Origin of the sequence: Natrialba magadii ATCC 43099, assembly GCF_000025625.1 — an archaeon.
Taxonomy (GTDB): domain Archaea; phylum Halobacteriota; class Halobacteria; order Halobacteriales; family Natrialbaceae; genus Natrialba; species Natrialba magadii.
In genome coordinates this window covers 1320469-1341415 of sequence record NC_013922.1, presented here as the reverse complement: position 1 = coordinate 1341415, position 20947 = coordinate 1320469, and the positions used below count along the sequence as shown (strand labels likewise).

The window sequence follows — 20947 nt, the reverse complement described above, 5'->3', positions numbered from 1 at the left end:
CGGTAGCACGTCCAATGAGTTCCTTCGAGACACCACAGGAGACAGAGCGTGGCTTCGGCCTCTCGAGTCGTGAGGCGCGCGTCATCGGCGGTGCGAGCGTGCTGATGGGGATCAACGTCGTCCTGATGTACGTCTTCGCACAGATGCCACAGCTTGCGGAGATCAACAATTACCTGTTCGGGGCCGCACCGATTCTCGGCGTGATCATCTACGGCGCAGCGATCATGGGTGGCGAACTCATCGCCGAACGCGGCGTCACGGGCGGCGATATGGGAATCGCGTTCGTCGGGATGCTCATCCTGCAACTCGCGTTCGGAATCTTCGGAGCTGGCGTCCTCTCGCGGGCACCGCAGGTCTTGCAGGTCGAGATTCTGGCCCTGACTGCGGTCGTCGTCGCCGTGATGACGGCGCTGATCTCCGGCTACATCTACGCGCGAAGTGCGACGTTCGAGCACTGGGGGCGATTCGCGAACTTCTCGTTCATCGGCGGCGTTCTCGTAATCCTCGTCGGTTCGTTCGTCCTACCAGAGTTGCTGCTCGTTGGCTTCGTGCTGATCTTCCTCGGCTTCCTGCTCCGCCTCGGCTACGAGATCTGGCAGGTCAGAGATAACAGAGACGCCTCGGCAACCCTGCAGACGATCGGCGTCTACATCGCCGTGGCCGGTGTCTTCGTCCACGTGCTGCAGCTGGTGTTGCGGTACGTGCTCTCCCAGGAGTAGTCTTTTAGCGGTTCTCACATCGTTTCTCAGCAGCCGAAGTTCTCGTACCGAGTCTCAACAGACAGAAAGGTTCTTGAGACAATTGTTAGATTATACTCATATGTCCGCCACCATCTCCGTACTCAACGTCGTTTTCGGCGTTATCTTCGGCCTCATCGGGGCCTTTGCCGGACTCAGTATCGTCGACCCCGAGCGAGCGTTTCGCTACGAGAACATTTTTCAGATTCGAACCGTCGAGCTCACTGAATTTGGGAAACTGCTGCAGGTCGGCGGCGGCGTCATCGGTGCGCTCATCGTTCCGTTCTTCGCGGCCAGTGCAGTCGGCGTGATCGGTGGCGCGTTCTCGATCCTCGGAACTGCGTCCGTTATGATCCACTACTGGCGAACCGATATGAGATTGTGACGTGACGGGAAGCGACCAGCGTCAGTTTCGGTGTCCCTGGATAGAAGAGTGGATTCCGGGCGCGAAGAGTTGTATACCGCTCGTCTCAGGCGTCGCCGTTCGCGTCAGTCTCACTTTCGTCGTCTTCGTGTTCGTCGTCTGCAGCCTCGTCGGATTCGGACTCGGGCTCTGACTCAACCACATCTCGGAACGCAGTGAGAATCACCTGCTTCGTCACCGCACCGCGGGAGGTCCAGTGATTCGCGTAGTCGAGCATATCGTTGTAGATATCGGGCTTACAGCCCGCCGCCTTCGGATGCCCGCCACCGTTTACCTTCCCCGCGACCTCGTGACAGCGGTCGAACTCGTCCGTGCCGCGGATCGACGCCGAGCCCGCGGGCTTGACGATCACCGAGGCGTCGGCACCGTCCTCGCGCATCGCCTCTGCCACCTCGTTCTGCGAACATCGGCCGTAGGTGATCCCGACCGTGTAATCGCCAATCTCGCGGAACTCGGCGCGACCGATCGCCTGCTCGATCAATTGCTCTTTCTCGATTCGCCGCTCGGCGATGAACTCCTCGGCCCACGCTGGCAGATCGACGCCGTACTCGCGAACGACCTCGACGTACTCCGCCGGATCCGTCCAGTAGGCGTAATCCGCCAAATCGTCGCTGCGCGGATCCTCGCGCAGCCAGAGGTCGTGATCCCGGGTGACCGCTGCGAGCTCCTCGTACATCGAATCGAACTCGTACTCGAGTGACCGGTAGACGACATCGGCGCTGCACTCTTCGTCGGAGTCGCCGACGACGAGTTCAACACCGGCATCGCGAACCGCGTCAGCCACGTCGTCGCCCCACTGGTGATGGTCGTACCACGAGACGCTGTCGGCGGTGTCAAGTGCGGCGTCGAGTTCGTCCTCGACGTACTCGTAGCGGTCGGGACAGAGGTCACAGACGAAGAGATCGATGCCGTCGTCGCCGAATTCCGCGACGCGGGCGAGGGCGTCCTCGACGTTGTGCGGGCTGGCGGGGACGAGCGCGACGGAGTGTGGTGTTGGCTCGGGTTCTTCGAGTGGGTTGTCGCCGTTGTCGCCGGCGGCGATTGCTTCGGTTTCTTCGGTTTCTTCGGTTCCTTCAGCGTCCTCGGTGTCCGTGTCGTCGTCCGGCTCCGGCACAACCTGCACGTCGTCGTACGCCTCACGAATCAGTGCGACACAGGCGAGGCCGTCCGCGTCGGAGTCGGCGATGACTGCGACATCCGCACCCTCGAGTGCTGCCTGGGTCTGTTCGTCTTCGAAGTCCTCCTCGAGTTCGTCCGGGAGAAAGAAGCCGGTGCCCGGGAGGACAGACTTGCGAGCGATCGGGAGCTCGCCGCTGTCGATGAGTTCGTCGAACATACCGGTACTGGGTGAGCGGGCGGGAAGTAACCGCCGGTCTTGGGTGGCTGTTGTCAGCTCCCGTCTATACTCCTGGCCGACTCACTCGCGCTAACGTTATCTCTTCTGGTGGCCTATATCGTGTGTAATGTCTCCATTACTCACGGATGACGTAGCCGTTGTTACGGGTGGTTCGAGCGGAAACGGACGCGCGATTGCACGCCAGTTCGCTTCAGAGGGAGCCGACATCGTCGTCGCAGACATCCAGGAGTCGCCTCGAGAGGATGGGAAACCAACGCACGAACTGATCGAGGCCGAAACGGACGCGAAGGCGACATTCGTCGAGTGTGACGTCACGAATGTCGATGACCTCGAATCGGCCGTCGAGGCCGCTGAGGAGTTCGGCGGTGTCACCGTAATGGTGAACAACGCGGGAATCTTCCACGGCGAGGAATTCCTCGACGTCGACGAGGACGAGTTCGGCCGGATGATGGACATCAACGTCAAAGGTGTCTTTTTCGGCGCGCAAGCGGCAGCAAAGCGGATGGTCGAAGCCGACGGTGGCAAGATTATCAACCTCTCGTCGGTCGCTGGTCTTGAGGGGTCGGGCGAGTTCGTCACCTACTGTGGGACAAAAGGTGCTGTGCGGCTGTTCACGTATGCGATGGCGGCGAATCTGGGGCCCGATGGCGTTCGTGTGAACGCGATTCATCCGGGCCTGATCGAGACGGCGATGACGACTGATGACTACCCAATCATGGGAACAGATGCCGAAGCGGACTTCTTGCAGGCAATCCCGTCACGCCGGGCGGGTCAACCTGAAGACGTTGCGGACGCGGCGCTGTATCTCGCAAGCGACCTCTCGGACTACGTAACTGGTGAATCGCTCGTCGTTGACGGCGGGATGACGAACACACAGTAGGTACCGACACCGGTCACGAGGACCAGTGGCCGTCGAACCCTCTTCCACAGTTCAGAGCTGTTTCGGACGGCACCACTCCCACTATAGCTGCTGTTACGCCACAGCAGCCGAATCGTCACCGCTCTCAGCCATCGACTCGAGTTGCCGAACAGTCAGCACCGGGACGGGCGAGGTGCGGACAATGCGCTCGGCAACACTGCCGAGCAGCAGGCGGTTCTCGCCGTGGCGGCCGCGGGTACCGGTCGCGACGAGGTCGGCGTCGACCTCGCGGGCGTACTCACAGATTTCGGCGGCTGGACGGCCTTCGCGCGCCGCGGTCGTAATCTCGCGGTCCGTCCGATCCTCGACGGTGGCGAGCGCGGCGTCGGCGGTCGTCTCGAGTGCGGTGCGCAGTTCCTCGCGGAGCTGTTGGGGTGAGGCGTCGACCTCGCTGGCGTCGACGACCGAGAGCGCGTGGACCTCGGCGTCGAATCGGCCGGCCAGATCGAGTGCGACGTCGATAGCACGGCTGACGCTGTCGGAGCCGTCTGTGGCGACGACGACCGTGTCGAACATGGCCGACGATTGGGTGGCCGTTGCTATAAACCCTGACGGCAGTCCGCCGCGGGCGGGACTCCGTCAAGGTCAGTCGTCGGGGTCAGTTGTCGGCGTCATCCTCGACGTCGAGCTCCGAATCCGTCAACGTACGCACGAGCGTCTCGTACTCGAAATCGTTGACCGGTAACGGCTCGTCCTTGAGCGTCGTGATAACGAACTTCGAACTCGTGCGCCGAATCTCGTCGATCGCCTCGTAGTCCGCCACTAGCGATTCGACCAGCTGTCGGTTCGGCACGTGTGCGATGACGACGAAATCCGTCTCGCCCATCGTGAAGTGCACTTGATTGACGCCCTCGATCGCGGTGAGTTTCTCGCCGACGGTCTGGTGGTACCCCTCGTCGAACTCCGCCCACACCTCCGAGATGAGTGTGATCGAAAGTCCCAGTTTCTCGAGGTTCATATCGTAGCGGTCGTTCTCGAGTACCCCCGCGTCCTGCAGCTGATCCAGGCGGTAGTGAACCGTGGATTTGGGGATGCCAGTCTCCTGGTGGATCTTGTCGGGGCTGGTAACGCCCTTCGAGGCGACCGCTTTGAGAATCTGAATGTCCTTTTCGTCGAGGTCGGCTGTGTCGCGTCCCATGTCGTCGCTCATTGTGATCACTCGCCGTGCACGTCCGTACTCGAGTCGGGTCGGCAGCGGGCCGACTCGGTGACCCGATGTGGGACAGTGCGTCGGTGTGTCTCTATGCTGTCGTCCGAACCGCTGTAACTGTTTCTCAATTGAACACGGTTCGAAACGGATTCTATCGCGATAGATTGGCTGTCCCAACTGGCGCTAATTTGTGAATTGTTGTCTAATATCCCACCATATATTGAAAACACGGACCATGTCTAATATGCGCGAGAGAGATGGTGTTTTATACAATCAATTGGTTTGCGAGTGTGTATGTCAGAGACAACCGAGAGTGGACTCGTTCGCACACTCTCAAAACGAGACACGTTAGTTCTCGCGTTCGGTGCGATGATCGGCTAGGGATGGATTATCCTCTCCGGCACGTGGATCAACGAAGGCGGCCCGCTCGGCTCGATTCTCGCCTTTATTATCGGCGGGTTCATGGTCGGTGTCGTCGCGATCCTCTACGGCGAACTCGCCTCTGCGATGCCGATCGTCGGCGGCGAGCACGTCTACAGTTTACGGGCGCTCGGGCCGATCGGAGCGTTCGTCTGTACGTGGGCGATCATCTTCGGCTACGTCACCGTCGCCGCGTTCGAAGCCGTCGCGCTCCCCTCGGCGATGGCGTTCTTGATTCCGAACTTCAACGCGGTCGAACTTTGGTCGGTCGCCGGGGAACCGGTCTACGGGACGTGGGTCCTCGTTGGCGTCCTCGGTACCGTCTTCATCACGGCGCTGAACTACGTCGGCATCCGTCCGGCGGCGCAGTTCCAGATCATCATGACCATCGTGATCGCGTTTGCGGGTGCCGTCCTCATCGCCGGCGCGATTGGCTACGGCTCTCCCTCGCCGGACCCCGCGTTCACCGCCGGCACCGCCGGCATCTTCGCCGTTATCCTCCAGACGCCGTTCATGTTCGTCGGGTTCGACGTGATCCCTCAGTCGGCCGAGGAGGCCGACGTCGATCCGCGCTCGCTCGGCTTGCTCGTGATCGCCGCCGTCGGGATGGCGACGCTGTTCTACATCGCCGTGATCTGGGGTGGAAGTCGCGGCCTCTCCGGCGCTGAACTCGTCGACAGTACGCTGCCGGCCGCTGATGCGATGGCCGCGCTGTTCGACAGCCAGACCATCGGCCAGCTCATGGCGCTGGCCGGCATCGCTGGCATCCTCACCAGCTGGAACGCCTTCATCATCGGTGGCAGCCGCGCCATCTTCGCGCTTGCAGAGAGCGGTATGCTGCCGAAGTCCTTTGCGAAGATCCATCCCAAGTACAACACGCCGAGTAATGCGATCCTCTTTATCGGCGGTCTCTCCGTGCTCGCACCGCTGTTCGGCGAACAGATGCTCGACTGGATCGTCAACGCGGGCGGACTCGGTATCGTCGTCGCGTGGCTGCTCGTCGCCGTCTCCTTCCTCGTTCTGCGCTACCGCGAGCCCGAGATGGACCGACCGTACAAAGTGCCGGGCGGCAAGGCCGTCGGCTCCTTCGGCCTCGCTCTGACGGTGTTCTTCGTCTACCTCTACCTTCCTGGCGGTCAATCTGCCCTGCTGTGGCCCTACGAGTGGCTGATCGTGTTGTTGTGGTGTGTGCTTGGCCTCGTCTTCTACTTCGTCTCCGAGGGCCACTCAGAAGAACACGAACAGGCCGCATTCGAGAAGATCGAACAACTGCAAGACGACTGACCTGCGTGGACAGAGCGACTCCAATGTGGTGACTCTCGCCCGAGGCTTTTTGCCGACTGCGCGCACACCCTCCCCATATGTCCATGGACGACAGCGAGCCGGTGACCGTAGATACCGTTCTCGCACCCGTCGACGGAAGTGACGAGTCTGCGACTGCTGTCGAGTATGCCGTCGCGGTCGCTGACCGCTACGACGCGTCGGTCCACGTTCTCTACGTACTCGGCCGCGGCGTCGTCCGCGGGATGGACGTTGGCACCGTCGACGAAGCCGCCGTCGCCGAGAACTCACAGGGCTTTCTCGAAGACGTGAGCCGGATCGCCGACCAGCGAGACGTCTCGCTGTCGACCTCGATCGACGACGGCTTTTCACAGACGCGCAAGACGCGCCACCCCGGCAACGTCGTCCTCGACACCGCAGACGACGTCGACGCCGACTTCATCGTTCTCCCACGCGAACCCGTGAGCGACGCCGCGTCGGCGGAGGTACTCGAGAAGGTCGCCGAGTACGTGCTGTCCTATGCGAGTCAGCCGGTGCTCTCGGTCTAACAGGGACAAGGAGAGACAGAGAGTGCGAGAGGAAACCGAGTCTCGAGGAAGAACTACTCGAGTCGAATCGACATCTCCTGTTCGAAGCTCTCGGTGCCGGAGGCTTCGAAGCCGACGCGCTCGTAGAGTGCGATTGCGGGATTGTTCCATCGCTCGACGGTGAGCCAGACGCGTTCGATACCGACGTCGCTCGCGTGGCCGAGCAGGTGTTCGAGCAGGTGGGTCCCGATTCCCGCCCGCTGGTAGTCCTGCAGGACGAAGATGGCGAGTTCCCACTCGATCTCATCCCTGTCCTCGATCGCTGCTGGGTCGTCTGTGTCGGGCACCAGCATTGCGTGAGCGATGACGGTCTCGCCGTGGCGGGCGATCACGTTGACGCTCTTGTCGGCGATCGTTTCGAGCCAGTTGCGGATCCGTTGTTCGCCTGTCGGTGGGATCCCCTGGGCCCGGTCGGTTGGATCGAACTGGTCGTACATTTCGACGACGGCTTCGAGGTCGGTCGTGAGCTCGCCAGGGGCTTGAATCTCGATGTCGCGACCCTCGCGGTCCTCGATAGTCGACGGTGGCGACGGAAACGGTCCCGACGGCTCGTCGGGGTAGAGTCGCTCGCGGCCCATCGTTATCGCACCAGTTTGACGGTCGTCGGCGCGTTCAGCAGGACGAACTCGGTGATCGGTCCGAGCTGAATTTTCCCCATCGGACTGAGTGTGCCGCCGCCGATGACCAGTTGGTCGAACTCGCCCTGTTCAGCGTGGTCGACGAGCGCACTGCCGGGGTCGCCCTCGAGACGGACGAGATCGGCGTCGACGCCGGCCTCGGAGAGCAGGGAGTCGGCTTCCTCGTACATTTCGTCCTGGCTGCGTTTCGACTCTGGCTTCTCGAGGACGGCGACGGTGAGGTCGTCGCCCACATCCTGGGTGCGCTCGATCGTCTGTTGGAGCGTTTTGATCGATTCGTCGCTACCGCCGAGTCCTACGAGTACGTTCATACGGACTGGTGTGCACCGGGGGACGAAAATCGTTGTGCCGTCGCCAGTTGTCACCGTTGCCTGTCGTCGCTGTTTCGGCCCAGCCGTGGTCGCCAGCGGTGACCACTGACCGGCGATGACGATGTCGGCACGCTCTCACATACGATGGACGTGACGACGCTGTTAAGACCGTGTAGTGAGTACGGTGACCGAATGAGTGATGCAGCGCTCGATGTCGTGGAGTTCCTGCTCACGACGAGCGTGTACTCGGACGACAGGACGCTTGACGAGAACGACCTTCCACCGTCGTTTCGCCGGGTATTCTGGACCGGCGGCGTCGACAACGAGGAGGATGAAGAGGAGGAACCGAACCGCCGTCGCCACACCGGTATCAGCCGGCCGCTTTCGGCGACCAACAGCACCGCTCGCGAGGCAACCGGCGTCGACCGGCCGTGGGACGCCATTTCCGAACTGATGTTCACCGAGCGCGACGAATTCTCCGGCTCGATCTCGCTCACTCAGCAGGAGATGGCCGAATCCTGGTTCGCAGAGCGCGTCGACGCCGACCGCTTACACGAGAACCCAACGCTCGCAAAGCACTTCGCGGACCACGACGCCATCGACGGCGACGTGAGCCACGAGGAAGCCCGCGAGCGCAACCGGCCGATACAGGCCGACCGCGTCTGGATCGACAGCCTTCTCGAAGAGTACTTCGATACCGAGGAGGACGAGGAGATGCTCGACCTCGTCGACGTTCGCGCACCCGAAGAAGTCGACATCACGCTCGACGATCTGGTGTTGACGGACGGTCAGGAGGCCGAAATCGACAAGATTTCGAAGGCGATCGAACACCGCGACTACCTCGCGGAAATCGGTCTGCGCGAGATCGGGAAACTGCTGTTCGTCGGCCCACCGGGAACCGGGAAGACCTCGACCGCACAGGCGCTCGCGCGGGATATGGACCTCCCGTTCGTCGAGGTCAAACTCTCGATGATCACCTCCCAGTACCTCGGTGAGACGGCGAAGAACGTGGACAAGACGTTCGAGGTCGCAAAGCGGCTCTCGCCGTGTATTCTCTTTATCGACGAGTTCGACTTCGTCGCCAAGACTCGCCGCAGCGACGAGCACGCGGCGTTAAAGCGCGCGGTCAACACCTTGCTCAAAGCCGTCGACAACATCTCGCTGATCGACGACGACGTGTTGTTGATCGGTGCAACGAACCACCCCGATCAGCTAGACGACGCCGCCTGGCGGCGCTTCGACGAGATCATCAACTTCCCAAAGCCGGACTACGGCATGCGCGCGGACATCCTGCAGGTCATCACCCGTACGATGGACATCGAGGAGTTCGATCCGCAACTCATCGCCGAGGCCACGGAAGGGCTGACCGGCAGCGACCTTCGGATGGTGCTTCGCGAGGCGGTCCTCGAAGCGCTCACAGAGGACCGACGAACACTAACCCAGGACGACCTGCTCAATGCGGTCGAGGAGTTCGAGGAACGGGATAGCCTGAAGAATATGGACATGATCGAGGGCGACCACGACGCGCTCGTCGCGGGTGGAGATATCGAGGGGACGGCGAGTGATGGTGGACACGAGCATGACCATGACCATGATCATGACCACGATCACAGCCACGACCACTGATTGCGCGAGCACGCACCGCAGTTCACGCCGACCTTCGAACTCGTAATCGACCCGACGCCCGACACTGACCCCACACGACTACAAACCGAACTCGTCGACCGACTCTTTTGATCGAATCCGTTCTGTTCCGGAGTCAGTTCCGTCTCCGTGTCACCGGTTGTCCCCGTCGGACCGATTCCGATACATCGCGACGACCAGAACGACGACAGCGAGACTGACGACCCCGTCGGCAAGCGAACTCGAGTTGCCGAGAAGCAGCACCACGACACCGGCCACGACGCTCCCAACAGTCAGCTTCCCGTAGCCGCTGAGTCGTGGGATCAGTGTCTCGTTTTTCTCATACGTAATCACTGAACAGGAACGGATTTCTAGTCTGAATTTGTGGCTATTTGTCCAACTGCATAGTGGGTGGAAAGGGATCCGATCACCTAGAGAATGACATACAAGCACACATCCTCGACATCGATCACGGTTCCGGGGCGTACGCCTCTCCCATGGTGTCGGTGATCAGTATACCCTTTATGCGATGGGGATAAACGGTCTAGCAATGACTGATGGGCCACGACCCGGGGACAGAGACCGCGATACGGACGGTCGGGGAGACCGCACTCTGAATCGGGTCACGCGTTCCGATTCGGATCCTGGTTCTCACAGCGGATCCCCTTCCGACCCCGCAGCGGCGTTCGCCCGCCAGGCACAGGCCGAGTACGGCGACGCAATCGAACGTCTCGTCGCCTTCGGCGATGCCGTCCAGAACGACCGCCCCGTCCACGCCTCGGTGGAACTCCTGGTCGGCCTCGCAGACGACGCACTCGACGACGAACTCGAACGCCAACTCGAGTCGCTTGGCGAATCGATCGGCATCGAGCACGGTATCGTCGTCTCGGTGTCCGTCATCCCGGCGAAGCGGTTCGAATCGCAACCGAATCACCCGTTGATCCAGCAGGCGCTGGCGGAAGGGCAGACGTATGTATAATCGACGCCGACGCCGACTGATCGGCCGTGAGACGGGACGGGCCGAAGCAGGGCAGTGCAGTCCAACCACAGCCATGGTGATCACCCCGTGCGCGTAACGCTCCTCGGAACCGGCGATACGACCGGCACACCCACCGTCGGCTGTGAGTGTGACACCTGCGAAACCGCCCGCGAGCGCGACATAGAACGCACGCGCTTTTCGGTCCACGTCGAGAACGACCGCACCGACGAGTCCCTGCTCGTCGACTTCAGCCCCGACTTCCGGTATCAGTTCCTGCGTGAGTCGGTTCCACTTCCCGACGCCGCTATCATCACCCACATCCACTTCGACCACCTCGACGGCCTCGGCAACGTCTTTCGCGTGTTTGACTCGCTCGACGTCCACGCCGCCGACGAAACCGACCCCCAGACCGGCCAGAGCGTCGCCGAAACCGTCGCCAGCGACTACGACTACCTCGACGCCGTCACCGTCCAGCCGACGACGCCACTCGAGTCCACCCGAATCTGTGGGTTCGATGTGACGCTCGTCCCGGTCGATCACCCACCGCTCGTGTGTTATGGGCTTGCTATCGAGGACCCCCAAACCGGGGCGAAGCTCTCGCTGTCGGGTGATACGAGCTATGCGATCCCGCAGGCTTCGCGTGAGGTGCTTGCCGATCCTGACCTGTTGTTAGCGGATGCGATCGTTCCCGCGGAACTCTGTGATGCACATCCGATCGGCGGCAGACACACAGACGACGATGGAGTGGCGCGCACCTTCGGGACCAAACACATGACGCGCGAGGGTGCACTCGCGCTCGCGGACGACCTCGACGCCGAGCAAACGAGGCTCGTCCACATCGCACACTTTTATCCGGCAGACGATGCGTTTGCGGAGCCGCTGGCGCTCGATGGCGAGACGTACGAACTGTAATCGTCGTGGTGAGTCCTCATCACGTCACCGACCTGTGTTGGTTATTGTCGCGCAAAACTGCTGGTAGCGCCAGGTATGGCCTGCAAGCGGGGAGAGGTTCTTTCCCCATCCGCAAGCGATTACTTAATGTCACTCAGCCCCTTTTAAACCCTATATGGAACATCGAACGTCCCCGGTGAGTAGCGGGGTCGGTGGCCTCGACGATATTTTGCACGGCGGGTTCGTTCCAGGGCGAATGTATCTCGTTCACGGTCAGCCCGGCACCGGGAAGACGTTACTCGGGATGCACTTCCTCGAAGAGGGGCTGAACGACGACGAAACGGTGCTGTTCATCCACGGCGAGGAGTCCAAAGAGGAAATCGTCGCAAACGGCGAGGCAGTGGGTATCGACGTTACGGACGCGGAGTTTCTCGATCTCGGGCCCGACTCGGATTTCTTCACTGAAGACTACTCGTACGATTTGGTCGACCCGAGCGACATCGAGCAAGACCGGTACACACAGAACATTCACGACGCGATCCGAGAGATCGACCCCGACCGGGTCGTCGTCGACCCTATCACCCAACTTCGGTACGTCGAGGCGAACGACTACCAGTTCCGAAAGCGCATCCTCGCGTTCATGCGGTTTCTCAAACAGCGCGAAATTACCGTCGTCACGACCGCAACGCCCTCCACGGACCAGGAGTATGACACCGAAATACGGTCGCTCAGCGACGGTATCATCGAACTCACGCGTGGCGACGGCGGTCGCCGCATCAAGGTCGCCAAACATCGCGCACTTGGCCAGCGCGAGGGCGACCACGGCATGGAGATCCGCGGAAGCGGCCTCGAAATCTTCCCACAACTGGTCCCCGAACGCCACGAGCACCCGTTCGAATCGATCCAACTCGAGTTCGGTATCGAGGGACTGGACGAACTCGTCGGCGGTGGGTTCGACAAGCGCACCGTGACGTTCATCAGCGGTCCGACGGGAGCGGGGAAGACCTCGACTGGGACACAGTTCCTCGCACAGGCGGCGAAAAACGGGATGAAATCGGCGGTGTACCTCTTCGAGGAGGATATGGAGACCTACGAGCATCGTTCCGAGGCGATCGGGATGCCGGTGACGACGATGCGCGAGGAGGGGACGCTTTCGATCACTGAAATCGAACCGCGGACGCTCTCAGGCGAGGAGTTCGCGCATATGGTCAAACAGGAGGTCGACGAGCGCGAGACGGACATTGTGATGATCGACGGACTCGACGGCTATACGACCTCAATTCAGGGCAACGAGGACATGCTCGTCCGAAAGCTTCACGCGCTCACCCGCTATCTCAAGAACCGGGGCGTGACGGTCCTGATCACGAACGAAATCTCTGAAATCACGGGTATCTCGAACGCAACGAGTAACAATTTGAGCTACGTCGCGGACAATCTGCTGTTCCTGAGCTACGTCGAGATGGACGGCAGCCTCCGGAAGGTAGTCGGCGTCCTCAAGAAGCGCTCGGGCAGTTTCGAGCACAACCTTCGGGAGTTTAAAATCGAGAGCAACGGCATCCGCGTCGGTGAACCGCTGACCGGTCTCTACGGCATCCTCCAGGGAACGCCGCGAATGGGCGGGCCAGCAGATCCACACCAGCACCAGTGCGAATGAGTCGTCACCAGCGAGTTGTATCGAGCCGAGACGAAGCGCGGGTGGGTCAGAGACGCAAGCACAGACGCGAACGACCGGGGTATCCCGAGCAGCCAGCTACCTCGGAACGTGCACAACGACCGATCTACACGGCAGGGATGGGGTAGCGGACGTCAGCGACACAGATCACACATGAGTTCGAACACGCCCACAGCCGGGACACAGACGACCACGATACAGTTACTCATCACCGAGGAAGGAAACCGTGCCGCGATCCGCAAACTCCTCGAGAACCACTACACCGTCCGGACGACGCAGTCTATTGGGCAGGCCGACCTCTATCTCGTCGACGACCACTCGTTCCCGGAGTATCACGCCGCCCTCGAAGAACGCGTCGAGGAGAGTGACCCCATTTTCTGTCCGGTCGTCCTCATCCGCCGGACCGACAGCAACCCACAAATCACTCTCCCAGACGTCGACGATCGCGAACCTCCCTACCTGATTGACGACATCATCGACGCACCGGTAGACCGACTGCTGCTCTTTCGCCGACTCAACTCGCTGCTCGTCCGTCGCGAACAGTCCAAAGACCTCCTCCACTACATCTCACAGCTCGAGGCGTCGAACAAGTCACTCGAGCAGTTCGCCTACGCCGCCTCCCACGACCTGCAAGAACCCCTGCGGATGGTCTCGAGTTACCTCCAGCTCATCGAACAGCGCTACGGCGACGGGTTCGACGAGGACGGCGAGGAGTTCCTCGAGTTCGCCATCGACGGCGCGGATCGAATGCGCAGTATGATCGACGCGTTACTCGAGTACTCTCGAATCGACACGGAAGGCAGTCCGCTGACGCCGACGGAACTGGACGACGTGCTCGCGAACGTTCGTCAGGACCTGCAGGTAAAAATCGAGGAACACGACGCACAGATCGAGTCGGAGTCGCTGCCGACGGTGGCGGGTGATGCGGACCAGTTGCGCCAGTTGTTCCAGAATCTGCTTTCGAACGCAATCGAGTACAGCGGGGGGGAGCGACCGGAGATCACGATCACAGCCGAGCGAACGGACACGGAATGGCAGATTTCGCTTCACGACGATGGGATCGGTATCGCGGTGGACGACCAGGAACGGATTTTCGAGGTATTCCAGCGCTTGCACAGCCACGAGGAGCGCTCTGGCACGGGCATTGGCCTGGCGCTGTGTAAGCGAATCGTCAAGCGACATGACGGGCGTCTCTGGGTGGAGTCTGCGCCCAACGAGGGGGCGACGTTTTCGTTCACGTTACCGGTGGCGTCGACGAGCGAGCGAGAAGAGCGAGAACAGGCGGTCTAAACATGTGACCAGTGCTGTGCGGGTGGTGTGAGATGCGAGTGATGTGCGGGTGGTGTGAGATGCGAGTGATGTGCGGGTGGGTGATGTACGGATGATGTATAGACAGTGATCTCTGTCCCCCCTGTTCACGAACCCTCGAGCCAAACACAGAACCCGACACGACTTTCACCCTCACCTCCGTACCCCACGCCATGAGCGACGACGCACAGGCCGAAGCCGGTACGGCCGAAGGGCAGGGTCCCGTCCAGATCTCGGAGGATCTCGCCCGTCATCTCGAGAACAAGCGCGATGACCTCTTCGAGAAATTCGAGATTCGGGACGAGTTCCCCGAGGCGGTACTCGAGGAGGCCGAAGCGCGAACGCAGAACGTACAGTCGGAGATCTCAGAGGGGATCGACGACCGAAAGGACCTGCGAGACCTGACGACCTGGACGACGGACCCGATCGACGCCCAGGACTTCGACGACGCGCTCTCGATCGAAGAGCGCGAAGACGAGTACGTCCTCTGGGTGCACATCGCCGACGTGACCCACTACGTCAACCCGGAGACGGCGATGTGGGACGAGGCCGTCGAGCGCAGTAACACGGTCTACCTGCCGGGCTATACGATCCACATGCTCCCGCCGATTCTGGCGGAGTCGGTTTGCTCGCTCGTGCCAAACGAGGAGCGCTTTGCCCACACCGTCGAGATGCACCTGGATAAGGAGCACCTCGGCTACGAGAACATCGAGATTTACAAGTCGGTTATCGAGTCCGACGAGCGCCTGACGTACTCGCAGGCCGAGAACCGGCTCGACGATCCCGACGCGCCGCTGCACAAGGAGAACAAACTGGTCCACGAAGTCGCAGACCGGATGCACGAACAGCGCAAGGAAGACGGCTCGCTCGTTTTGAACCCGAGCCGCGACCGCGCCCACACGATCATCGAGGAGTGTATGCTCAAGGCCAACAAGGCCGTCACGCACACGCTGATGTGGGACCGCGGCGTCGAGGCGATGTACCGCGTTCACCCGCAGCCAAGCCCGGACGAGTGGTCCGAGGCGCTGCGCGAGATTCAGGACTTGGACGGCGTCTCGATCCCCGGCGATACCTGGGAGGACCCACGAAAGGCCGTCAACGCGACCCTGGAGGAGGCACCCGGCCGCCAACTCGACAAGATCCAGTGGGCCGTGATGAAGGTGATGCCCCGCGCAAAGTACATGAACGACCCGTTTGGCGGCCACCACGCGTTGAACTTCGAGATCTACGGCCACTTCACCAGCCCGATCCGCCGCCTCTCGGACTTGATCAATCACTGGATCGTCTACCAGAACGACGTGCCGGAGAACCTCGTGGAACTCTGTGACCGCGCGAGCGATAAGCAAAAGGACGCAGAGCAGTGTGAGCGCGAGTACAAGCAGTTCCTGCAGGAGGTTGGTCTCGATCCGATGGCGGTCAACAACCGTGGGATCGAAATCGTCGACGACGACGAAGCCGAAAAGACGCTGTAGGTGAAACCGAAAAGGCGCTATAGCGCTTGAGAAACCGGTTTGCTTCTTCGAACCGGGTTACAGCGGCTTTTGTACGTACACCGGCTTTCTATCCACAGCACAACCGATAGGTCCTCAGTGTTCGTGGAGAACGGTTGGCACCGACCAGATGACCCACCCGTCATCGCTCTCGAAGAGGACGTAGATCGAATTAAATGTGAGCCCCTCGGCTTCGGCGTCGTGACGTACGTAGGCGTAGTCGTCGAACCCGTACTCGTCCTGCAGCGCTTCGAGTGCAGTTCTCTCCTCTTCGACGCGTTCGTCAATGGAGACCTCGTCAGCGTCTTCGTGCATGTGTCCGACGCCCGTTTCGACATCGACGACCTCCGTTTCGTCAATTGTGAGCCCCTCCGCGCTCAGAACGGGATCGCTCTCATCGTCGAGATAGTACTCGCCGTCTGGATGTGCGTGCTGGTTCGCCCGCTCTTGATCGTTCTCTTGCAGCGCCTGGAAATACTGTTCAACTGCGTCGGTGGCGACGGTCGCTTTATTTTCGCTAGTTCCGCCCGCTTGTAGACAACCTGCTGCCATCGATGCAACGAACGTTCCACTACCGAGCAGCAGCTTGCGCCGATTCATGCCCTACCAACCTCACTACAACACCATAAATTTATATACTTGAATCGTTATGAAAAACTCGTTCGATTCGGTATCCTCCTTTCAAACCAGTCCACCACACTCACAGCGACTTTTCGTAGATGTGCTCCTCGAGTACACCCTCGCCATCCACGGACTCCAGATCCGACGGTCGCGTTTCAACTCGCTCGAAGCCGCGCGATTCGTAGAACGAGACGCCGACCTCGTTGTCTGCGAGGACGGTGAGTCGAAGTCGGTCGCTGTGTGAGCGCAGGTCGGCTTCAACGCGGTCGATCAGCGCAGTTCCGACCCCTTCTCCCCAGACACTCGGCCGGGCGTACAGCCGTGGGAGGTATGCGGTTTCGGGCTCGTCTGGGTCGACGCCAGCGTGTGCGAAGCCGACGGCGGCTGTAGCGTTCTCAGCGTTCTCAGCGTGCTCACCATTGGCTGCGTCGTCGACCTCGGATGGAACGGCGACCAGAAACGACGCTCTCGCTTGGTCGGCTGCGGTCGCGATGGATGACTCGAGTGCCTCGAGTTCGTACCAGTCATCGATCATCCGGTCGACCTGCGACGTGCCGAGGAAGTCGTCGTAGGCGGCATGCCAGCTTTCGCGGGCGATTTCCCGGATGGTTGCTGCGGCCGACGGCGGTGCCTGGCGAATAGTCCAGTCCATAGTGATAGTGGAATTTCAGATGGAGTCGGCAAAAGTACTGGCCTGGTGTGTCTTGGTGTCCCACGGCCAGTGTCGTAGGTGGAGCACATGCGGGAAAGCGGAGGAAGAGACAGTAAGCGACGGGACAGTGAGAAACGAAAACAGAACGGAGTAGAACGAAAGCTGAGCGGAAACAGAATGGAACGGACAGCACAACGGACAAAACAACACTCGACCTGCCAGCCACACCGTCAACGCGAAATATCCTCGCCCTGCTCCGCAACGACCTCCTCGACTTCCTCCGCCGTAACCAGCGCCGCGTCGCCCGGAATCGTCCGCTTCAGTGCCGCCGTCGCAGCCGCGTACTCGAGTGCCGTCGGGACGTCGTCGCCGTCGAGTCGGCGGGCGATGAACGCGCCGGTGAAGGCGTCGCCGGTGCCGATGGCGTCGGCGGTGTCGGTCTCGTAGGCCGCCTGGTCGTGGACGACGCTGTCGTGCCAGCCGATTGCGCCCTCGTCGCCGCGGGTGACGACGACGGTGGTGAAGTTGTACTGAGAGCCGAGTTTGTGCGCGAGCTGGCGCGGGTCGCCCTCGAAGCCGAGGACGGTGCGGGCGTCGCGGGCGGCGATGATGAGGATATCGATACCAGGGAACAGTCGAGTCATCGTCGACTCGGCTTCCTCGGGGCTCCAGAGCTTCCGCCGGTAGTTAAAATCGACGGCGGTCGTCGTCCCGCCCTGTCTGGCTGCCTTGAGCAGGTTCGCTGTGGCATCCCGGAGTGATTCCGAGAGCGCGGGTGTGATACCGCTGGTGAAGAACACCTGCGCGTTCTGGATCAAACCGAGATTGAACTCGCTTGCTGAGGCGGTCGTGATAGCGCTATCCGCGCGGTCGTAGATGACGTTCGTGCCGCGGGGCGAGCCACCCTGCTCCAGGTAGTAGGTACCCTGCCGACCGCGGTGGCTCCAGACCACATCTGTTTCGATGCCGTGCTGTCTGAGTTCGCCGACGACGCGCCGGCCGAGTGGTGTCTCGGGTACCTTCGATGTCCACGTTGACTCCGTTCCGAGCCGCTGGGCGGCAATAGCGACGTTACTCTCTGAACCGCCGGCGTGAACCTCGAGTTCGGTCGCGTTCTCGAGTCGCTCGTGACCGGGCGGGGAGAGTCTGAGCATGGACTCGCCGAAGGTGACGAGTTCGCTCATGGGTCGACCCTCCGCCGTCGGTCGGTGCCGTCTGTCCGAGTCATATCGCGACAATCGGACGCTGCCGGTATAAGTTGTTCTGGTGTCACGTGAGCATCCCTGTCGGTTCAGACACCGTCGGCTTCACCGACTTCGTCACCCGACTCGACGGCGACCACGGCCGTCTCTCCCGTCCCCTCTCCGACGCGCACGACCGGCACGCCGAACGACTCGAGAAGGTCGCAACTCGAGTCGACGTGATCGGTGACGGCGGGCACGCGAACCCGGCCGCCGGCGAGTGCGAGAAAGACGAGAAGCTGATCGGCCAGGTGGCGGTCGACGGCGGCCTCACTGCCCGCAAATTGGTTTGCGGCATCCGCGGCGTCCTCGCCGACGCGCTCGGCTGGCACGCCGCGCTCGCCGAGTGCGCTGCAGCCCGCGACCGGAACGCCGTCTTCGGACTCGAGTCGGAGCACGATTGCCGAGCCGGGACAGGCGCTCGCTGCGGTCGTCTCGATCCGCTCGACGACCTCGCACTCGGCGAGCGCTGAGTCGGTTCTGGGGGTCTCGGTGCCCACCGACTCGAGTCCGAGTCGATTCAGCGCCCCCGCAGCCTGTCGATGTGCGACATCCTGCTCCGCCAGCGCGGCGGCCTCTGTCGAGTACGCCCGGAGCCCAGCCACGTCCGGCCGCTCGACCAGCGAGGGAGCGTCGAGTGGCTCGATTTCGGACGGTGCGAGGTGGAGCGTCGCTCGTCCGTCACCATCGGGGTAGAATCCGCGCCGCTCACACTCGATTGTGGCAGTGAGTCCGAATCGGCGCAGCAGCGGCAGTTTCACGTATCGCGTGTAATCCAGCGGCGGCGACCACGCCACGTCCGTTCCGCCGGTCACTGTCAGCGACAGCGGGGACTCGAGTACGGTCGCCAGCGGGAGAACGGCGTCGAACAGCAGCGTCACGCTGCCGGCGGTGCCGATGTCGACGGCGTACTCCCCGCCCGCCAGTCGGGACGTTCCGGGATCGAACGCGACGGTCTCCGCGCCGTGGTCGGCACCCGATACGTCGGCGTCGGTGAGTTCAGCCATCGTCTCGAGGACCGCCAGATGCTGGTGGCCCAACCCCGGTGTCGGCCGGTCGCCGCGAATGTTCTCGATTCGAATCGGTCTGGACTCGAGTACTGACAGCGCGAGTGCGGTTCGCAGGAACTGGCCGCCGGCGTGTTCGCCGTCGAGTTCGAGCGTCGTCATAGTAGTGACAGCCAGTACGGGCTGGAGTGCCGTTTCGTTGTCGGCAGCAGCGAAGCAACGGTGAGCGGGCGGCACATACTTCCGCTTCGTGAACGTTTTCGGTGCTTCGGCGGAGACTCCCAGCGAATGCGACTCTGGACCGATCCGCTCCGGCGGCGCTGGATACTGTGGCTGACACTTGGCGTCGTCTTCTTGCTCGTCAACCTCAACCGACTCTCGTCGGCGGTGCTCTCGGAAGAACTCATGGTTTCGTTCGGGACGACCGGCGCACAGCTCGGAACCCTGCACGCGATGTTCTTCTGGGTGTATGCGTTCATGCAGATTCCGACGGGCATCCTCGCGGATCGGATCGGGCCGCGACGGACTGCCACGATCGGCGGACTGGTGATGAACGTCGGTGTCGTCTGGTTCGCGTTTGCGGACGGCTACCTGAGCGCGATCGCGGCCCGCGGACTCGTCGGGCTAGGCGGGAGCGTCATCTTCGTCTGTATCCTCCGCTTTTGTGCAAACTGGTACCGGGCTGACGAGTTCGCGACGATGAGCGGGCTCACTTTTGCTGTCTCCGGCGTTGGTGGCGTCCTCGCGACGACGCCGCTCGCGCTCGCCGTCGACGCAGTCGGCTGGCGAAGTTCGCTCGCCTGGCTCGGCATCGCCGGTCTCGTCGCGAGCGTGGGCGTCTACCTCTTCGTTCGTGATACACCCCAAAGCGCCGGATTCGATCCGATAGAGGGTGTGCCGGGACAGCCGACGCTCACGAACGCGGAGCTTCGGACGCACCTCACCGAGATTCTCCGTGATCGGTGGATCTGGGTCGTCAGCGTCATGCTGTTCTGTACGACCGGACTGAATCTCACGCTATTTGGCCTCTGGGGGATTCCCTACGTAGTCCAGTTGTACGACGTCTCGGTCGCCTACGCCTCGACGTTCACCCTGCTCGGCGGCGTCGGCATTATGGTCGGCCCACCGGCGTTTGGATGGCTCTCCGACCGACTCGAGCGGCGCGGCGAACTGATGGTTGTCGGTGGGACCGGTTTCGTGGCCTGCTTCGCCGTGCTCGCGATTCTCGGTAATCCGCCGCTGCCCATCGTCGGGCTCGCGTTCTTTATGGCCGGCACGCTACTCGGCGCGTTCCTGCTCGGCTATGCGATGGTCAAAGACCGCCATCCGAGCAGCGCCAGCGGGCTCTCGACGGGGACCGTCAACGGCGCGGCGTTCTTCGGTGCAGCGATGCTCCCGACGGTGATGGGCTGGGTACTCGACACCTACTGGACCGGCGAACTCGTCGGCGGTGTCCGGGTCTACACTGAAACCGGCTATCAGATCGCGTTCGCGATTGCGACCGGTGCAGCGCTCGTCGCGCTCCTCTGTAGCGTCTGGCTCTACTATCACGAACGCCGTTCCGAGAGCCCAGTCCGCTCGCTCGACGAACCGGAGCCACACCGTGCAGAGTAGCGACCAGAAACCGAGGCGGCGACAC

Annotated in this window: 22 protein-coding genes; 12 read left to right on the top strand and 10 right to left on the bottom strand. The window is 61.8% G+C overall.

Features of this window, described 5'->3' with window-relative positions; translation table 11 throughout:
* The first annotated feature begins 14 nt into the window (after nt 1-14).
* Together NMAG_RS06285 and NMAG_RS06280 are read left to right on the top strand one after the other, a co-directional pair.
* Nucleotides 15-719 carry a hypothetical protein gene (locus NMAG_RS06285; RefSeq protein WP_004267942.1) on the top strand — a complete coding sequence of 235 codons (705 nt, stop codon included), beginning with the start codon at nt 15-17 and terminating at the stop codon, nt 717-719.
* A gap of 100 nt (nt 720-819) precedes the next feature.
* Nucleotides 820-1122 carry a hypothetical protein gene (locus NMAG_RS06280; RefSeq protein ID WP_004267941.1) on the top strand — a complete coding sequence of 101 codons (303 nt, stop codon included), beginning with the start codon at nt 820-822 and terminating at the stop codon, nt 1120-1122.
* Nucleotides 1123-1207: 85 nt separating this feature from the next.
* Here the strand turns inward: NMAG_RS06280 and NMAG_RS06275 are convergent, their stop codons facing one another.
* Entirely contained in the window at nt 1208-2497 is a 1290-nt protein-coding gene (locus tag NMAG_RS06275; RefSeq protein ID WP_004267940.1) for a DHH family phosphoesterase, read from the bottom strand.
* A gap of 127 nt (nt 2498-2624) precedes the next feature.
* On the opposite strand from NMAG_RS06275, the gene NMAG_RS06270 reads away from it, so the two are divergent.
* The gene (locus tag NMAG_RS06270) at nt 2625-3398 is read left to right on the top strand and encodes an SDR family oxidoreductase (protein WP_004267939.1); all 774 of its coding nucleotides are present in this window, start codon (nt 2625-2627) and stop codon (nt 3396-3398) included.
* Nucleotides 3399-3491: 93 nt separating this feature from the next.
* On the opposite strand, the gene NMAG_RS06265 is transcribed toward NMAG_RS06270, so the two are convergent.
* Nucleotides 3492-3953, bottom strand: coding sequence for a universal stress protein (locus NMAG_RS06265; protein ID WP_004267938.1), 462 nt, complete (start codon nt 3951-3953; stop codon nt 3492-3494).
* Between the two features lie 82 nt (nt 3954-4035).
* Nucleotides 4036-4587, bottom strand: coding sequence for an Lrp/AsnC family transcriptional regulator (locus NMAG_RS06260; RefSeq protein WP_004267937.1), 552 nt, complete (start codon nt 4585-4587; stop codon nt 4036-4038).
* Between the two features lie 387 nt (nt 4588-4974).
* On the opposite strand from NMAG_RS06260, the gene NMAG_RS06255 reads away from it, so the two are divergent.
* Together NMAG_RS06255 and NMAG_RS06250 are read left to right on the top strand one after the other, a co-directional pair.
* Nucleotides 4975-6291 (top strand): APC family permease, encoded by a 1317-nt coding sequence (locus NMAG_RS06255; protein WP_237076840.1) that lies wholly within the window; start codon nt 4975-4977, stop codon nt 6289-6291.
* Between the two features lie 83 nt (nt 6292-6374).
* Nucleotides 6375-6836, top strand: coding sequence for a universal stress protein (locus NMAG_RS06250; RefSeq protein WP_049916418.1), 462 nt, complete (start codon nt 6375-6377; stop codon nt 6834-6836).
* Between the two features lie 53 nt (nt 6837-6889).
* Here NMAG_RS06250 and NMAG_RS06245 read toward each other — a convergent pair whose 3' ends face one another.
* Together NMAG_RS06245 and NMAG_RS06240 are read right to left on the bottom strand one after the other, a co-directional pair.
* Complete coding sequence (locus NMAG_RS06245) at nt 6890-7453, bottom strand: GNAT family N-acetyltransferase (RefSeq protein WP_012996500.1); 564 nt, start codon at nt 7451-7453, stop codon at nt 6890-6892.
* 2 nt (nt 7454-7455) lie between these two features.
* Complete coding sequence (locus tag NMAG_RS06240) at nt 7456-7824, bottom strand: universal stress protein (protein ID WP_012996499.1); 369 nt, start codon at nt 7822-7824, stop codon at nt 7456-7458.
* Nucleotides 7825-8016: 192 nt separating this feature from the next.
* Between NMAG_RS06240 and NMAG_RS06235 the strand changes: the two genes are divergently transcribed.
* Entirely contained in the window at nt 8017-9450 is a 1434-nt protein-coding gene (locus tag NMAG_RS06235) for an ATP-binding protein (protein ID WP_004217223.1), read from the top strand.
* Between the two features lie 150 nt (nt 9451-9600).
* Here the strand turns inward: NMAG_RS06235 and NMAG_RS06230 are convergent, their stop codons facing one another.
* The gene (locus NMAG_RS06230) at nt 9601-9801 is read right to left on the bottom strand and encodes a hypothetical protein (protein ID WP_004217220.1); all 201 of its coding nucleotides are present in this window, start codon (nt 9799-9801) and stop codon (nt 9601-9603) included.
* Between the two features lie 196 nt (nt 9802-9997).
* On the opposite strand from NMAG_RS06230, the gene NMAG_RS06225 reads away from it, so the two are divergent.
* From NMAG_RS06225 to NMAG_RS06205, 5 genes are all read left to right on the top strand, one after another.
* A complete protein-coding gene (locus NMAG_RS06225) occupies nt 9998-10426 on the top strand; it encodes a hypothetical protein (protein WP_004217219.1) in 429 nt (142 codons plus the stop codon).
* 87 nt (nt 10427-10513) lie between these two features.
* The gene (locus tag NMAG_RS06220) at nt 10514-11338 is read left to right on the top strand and encodes an MBL fold metallo-hydrolase (protein ID WP_004217218.1); all 825 of its coding nucleotides are present in this window, start codon (nt 10514-10516) and stop codon (nt 11336-11338) included.
* 154 nt (nt 11339-11492) lie between these two features.
* Nucleotides 11493-12971 carry an ATPase domain-containing protein gene (locus tag NMAG_RS06215; RefSeq protein WP_004217217.1) on the top strand — a complete coding sequence of 493 codons (1479 nt, stop codon included), beginning with the start codon at nt 11493-11495 and terminating at the stop codon, nt 12969-12971.
* 171 nt (nt 12972-13142) lie between these two features.
* A complete protein-coding gene (locus NMAG_RS06210) occupies nt 13143-14279 on the top strand; it encodes a sensor histidine kinase (protein ID WP_004217215.1) in 1137 nt (378 codons plus the stop codon).
* A gap of 191 nt (nt 14280-14470) precedes the next feature.
* The gene (locus NMAG_RS06205; protein WP_004217213.1) at nt 14471-15769 is read left to right on the top strand and encodes an RNB domain-containing ribonuclease; all 1299 of its coding nucleotides are present in this window, start codon (nt 14471-14473) and stop codon (nt 15767-15769) included.
* A 114-nt stretch (nt 15770-15883) separates the two neighbouring features.
* Here NMAG_RS06205 and NMAG_RS06200 read toward each other — a convergent pair whose 3' ends face one another.
* The 4 genes from NMAG_RS06200 to rtcA all read right to left on the bottom strand — a co-directional run bounded on the left by NMAG_RS06200 (nt 15884) and on the right by rtcA (nt 19470).
* Nucleotides 15884-16387, bottom strand: a complete 504-nt coding sequence (locus NMAG_RS06200) for a hypothetical protein (RefSeq protein WP_004217212.1) — start codon at nt 16385-16387, stop codon at nt 15884-15886.
* A 100-nt stretch (nt 16388-16487) separates the two neighbouring features.
* Nucleotides 16488-17060 (bottom strand): GNAT family N-acetyltransferase, encoded by a 573-nt coding sequence (locus tag NMAG_RS06195; protein WP_004217211.1) that lies wholly within the window; start codon nt 17058-17060, stop codon nt 16488-16490.
* Between the two features lie 230 nt (nt 17061-17290).
* A complete protein-coding gene (gene kdgK1 / locus NMAG_RS06190) occupies nt 17291-18244 on the bottom strand; it encodes a bifunctional 2-dehydro-3-deoxygluconokinase/2-dehydro-3-deoxygalactonokinase (protein WP_004217209.1) in 954 nt (317 codons plus the stop codon).
* A gap of 107 nt (nt 18245-18351) precedes the next feature.
* Nucleotides 18352-19470, bottom strand: a complete 1119-nt coding sequence (gene rtcA / locus NMAG_RS06185; RefSeq protein WP_004217208.1) for an RNA 3'-terminal phosphate cyclase — start codon at nt 19468-19470, stop codon at nt 18352-18354.
* 126 nt (nt 19471-19596) lie between these two features.
* Between rtcA and NMAG_RS06180 the strand changes: the two genes are divergently transcribed.
* Nucleotides 19597-20922: an MFS transporter gene (locus NMAG_RS06180; RefSeq protein ID WP_004217207.1), complete on the top strand. Its 1326-nt coding sequence runs from the start codon at nt 19597-19599 to the stop codon at nt 20920-20922.
* Nucleotides 20923-20947 lie beyond the last annotated feature (25 nt).

Coding starts and splice junctions, on each gene's coding strand:
- NMAG_RS06280 (WP_004267941.1), top strand. CDS start 820: ATGTCCGCCACCATCTCCGTACTCAACGTCGTTTTCGGCGTTATCTTC.
- NMAG_RS06205 (WP_004217213.1), top strand. CDS start 14,471: ATGAGCGACGACGCACAGGCCGAAGCCGGTACGGCCGAAGGGCAGGGT.
- NMAG_RS06275 (WP_004267940.1), bottom strand. CDS start 2,497: ATGTTCGACGAACTCATCGACAGCGGCGAGCTCCCGATCGCTCGCAAG.
- rtcA (WP_004217208.1), bottom strand. CDS start 19,470: ATGACGACGCTCGAACTCGACGGCGAACACGCCGGCGGCCAGTTCCTG.
- NMAG_RS06210 (WP_004217215.1), top strand. CDS start 13,143: ATGAGTTCGAACACGCCCACAGCCGGGACACAGACGACCACGATACAG.
- NMAG_RS06235 (WP_004217223.1), top strand. CDS start 8,017: ATGAGTGATGCAGCGCTCGATGTCGTGGAGTTCCTGCTCACGACGAGC.
- NMAG_RS06245 (WP_012996500.1), bottom strand. CDS start 7,453: ATGGGCCGCGAGCGACTCTACCCCGACGAGCCGTCGGGACCGTTTCCG.
- NMAG_RS06265 (WP_004267938.1), bottom strand. CDS start 3,953: ATGTTCGACACGGTCGTCGTCGCCACAGACGGCTCCGACAGCGTCAGC.
- NMAG_RS06260 (WP_004267937.1), bottom strand. CDS start 4,587: ATGAGCGACGACATGGGACGCGACACAGCCGACCTCGACGAAAAGGAC.
- kdgK1 (WP_004217209.1), bottom strand. CDS start 18,244: ATGAGCGAACTCGTCACCTTCGGCGAGTCCATGCTCAGACTCTCCCCG.
- NMAG_RS06200 (WP_004217212.1), bottom strand. CDS start 16,387: ATGAATCGGCGCAAGCTGCTGCTCGGTAGTGGAACGTTCGTTGCATCG.
- NMAG_RS06250 (WP_049916418.1), top strand. CDS start 6,375: ATGGACGACAGCGAGCCGGTGACCGTAGATACCGTTCTCGCACCCGTC.
- NMAG_RS06270 (WP_004267939.1), top strand. CDS start 2,625: ATGTCTCCATTACTCACGGATGACGTAGCCGTTGTTACGGGTGGTTCG.
- NMAG_RS06195 (WP_004217211.1), bottom strand. CDS start 17,060: ATGGACTGGACTATTCGCCAGGCACCGCCGTCGGCCGCAGCAACCATC.
- NMAG_RS06240 (WP_012996499.1), bottom strand. CDS start 7,824: ATGAACGTACTCGTAGGACTCGGCGGTAGCGACGAATCGATCAAAACG.
- NMAG_RS06225 (WP_004217219.1), top strand. CDS start 9,998: ATGACTGATGGGCCACGACCCGGGGACAGAGACCGCGATACGGACGGT.
- NMAG_RS06285 (WP_004267942.1), top strand. CDS start 15: ATGAGTTCCTTCGAGACACCACAGGAGACAGAGCGTGGCTTCGGCCTC.
- NMAG_RS06215 (WP_004217217.1), top strand. CDS start 11,493: ATGGAACATCGAACGTCCCCGGTGAGTAGCGGGGTCGGTGGCCTCGAC.
- NMAG_RS06180 (WP_004217207.1), top strand. CDS start 19,597: ATGCGACTCTGGACCGATCCGCTCCGGCGGCGCTGGATACTGTGGCTG.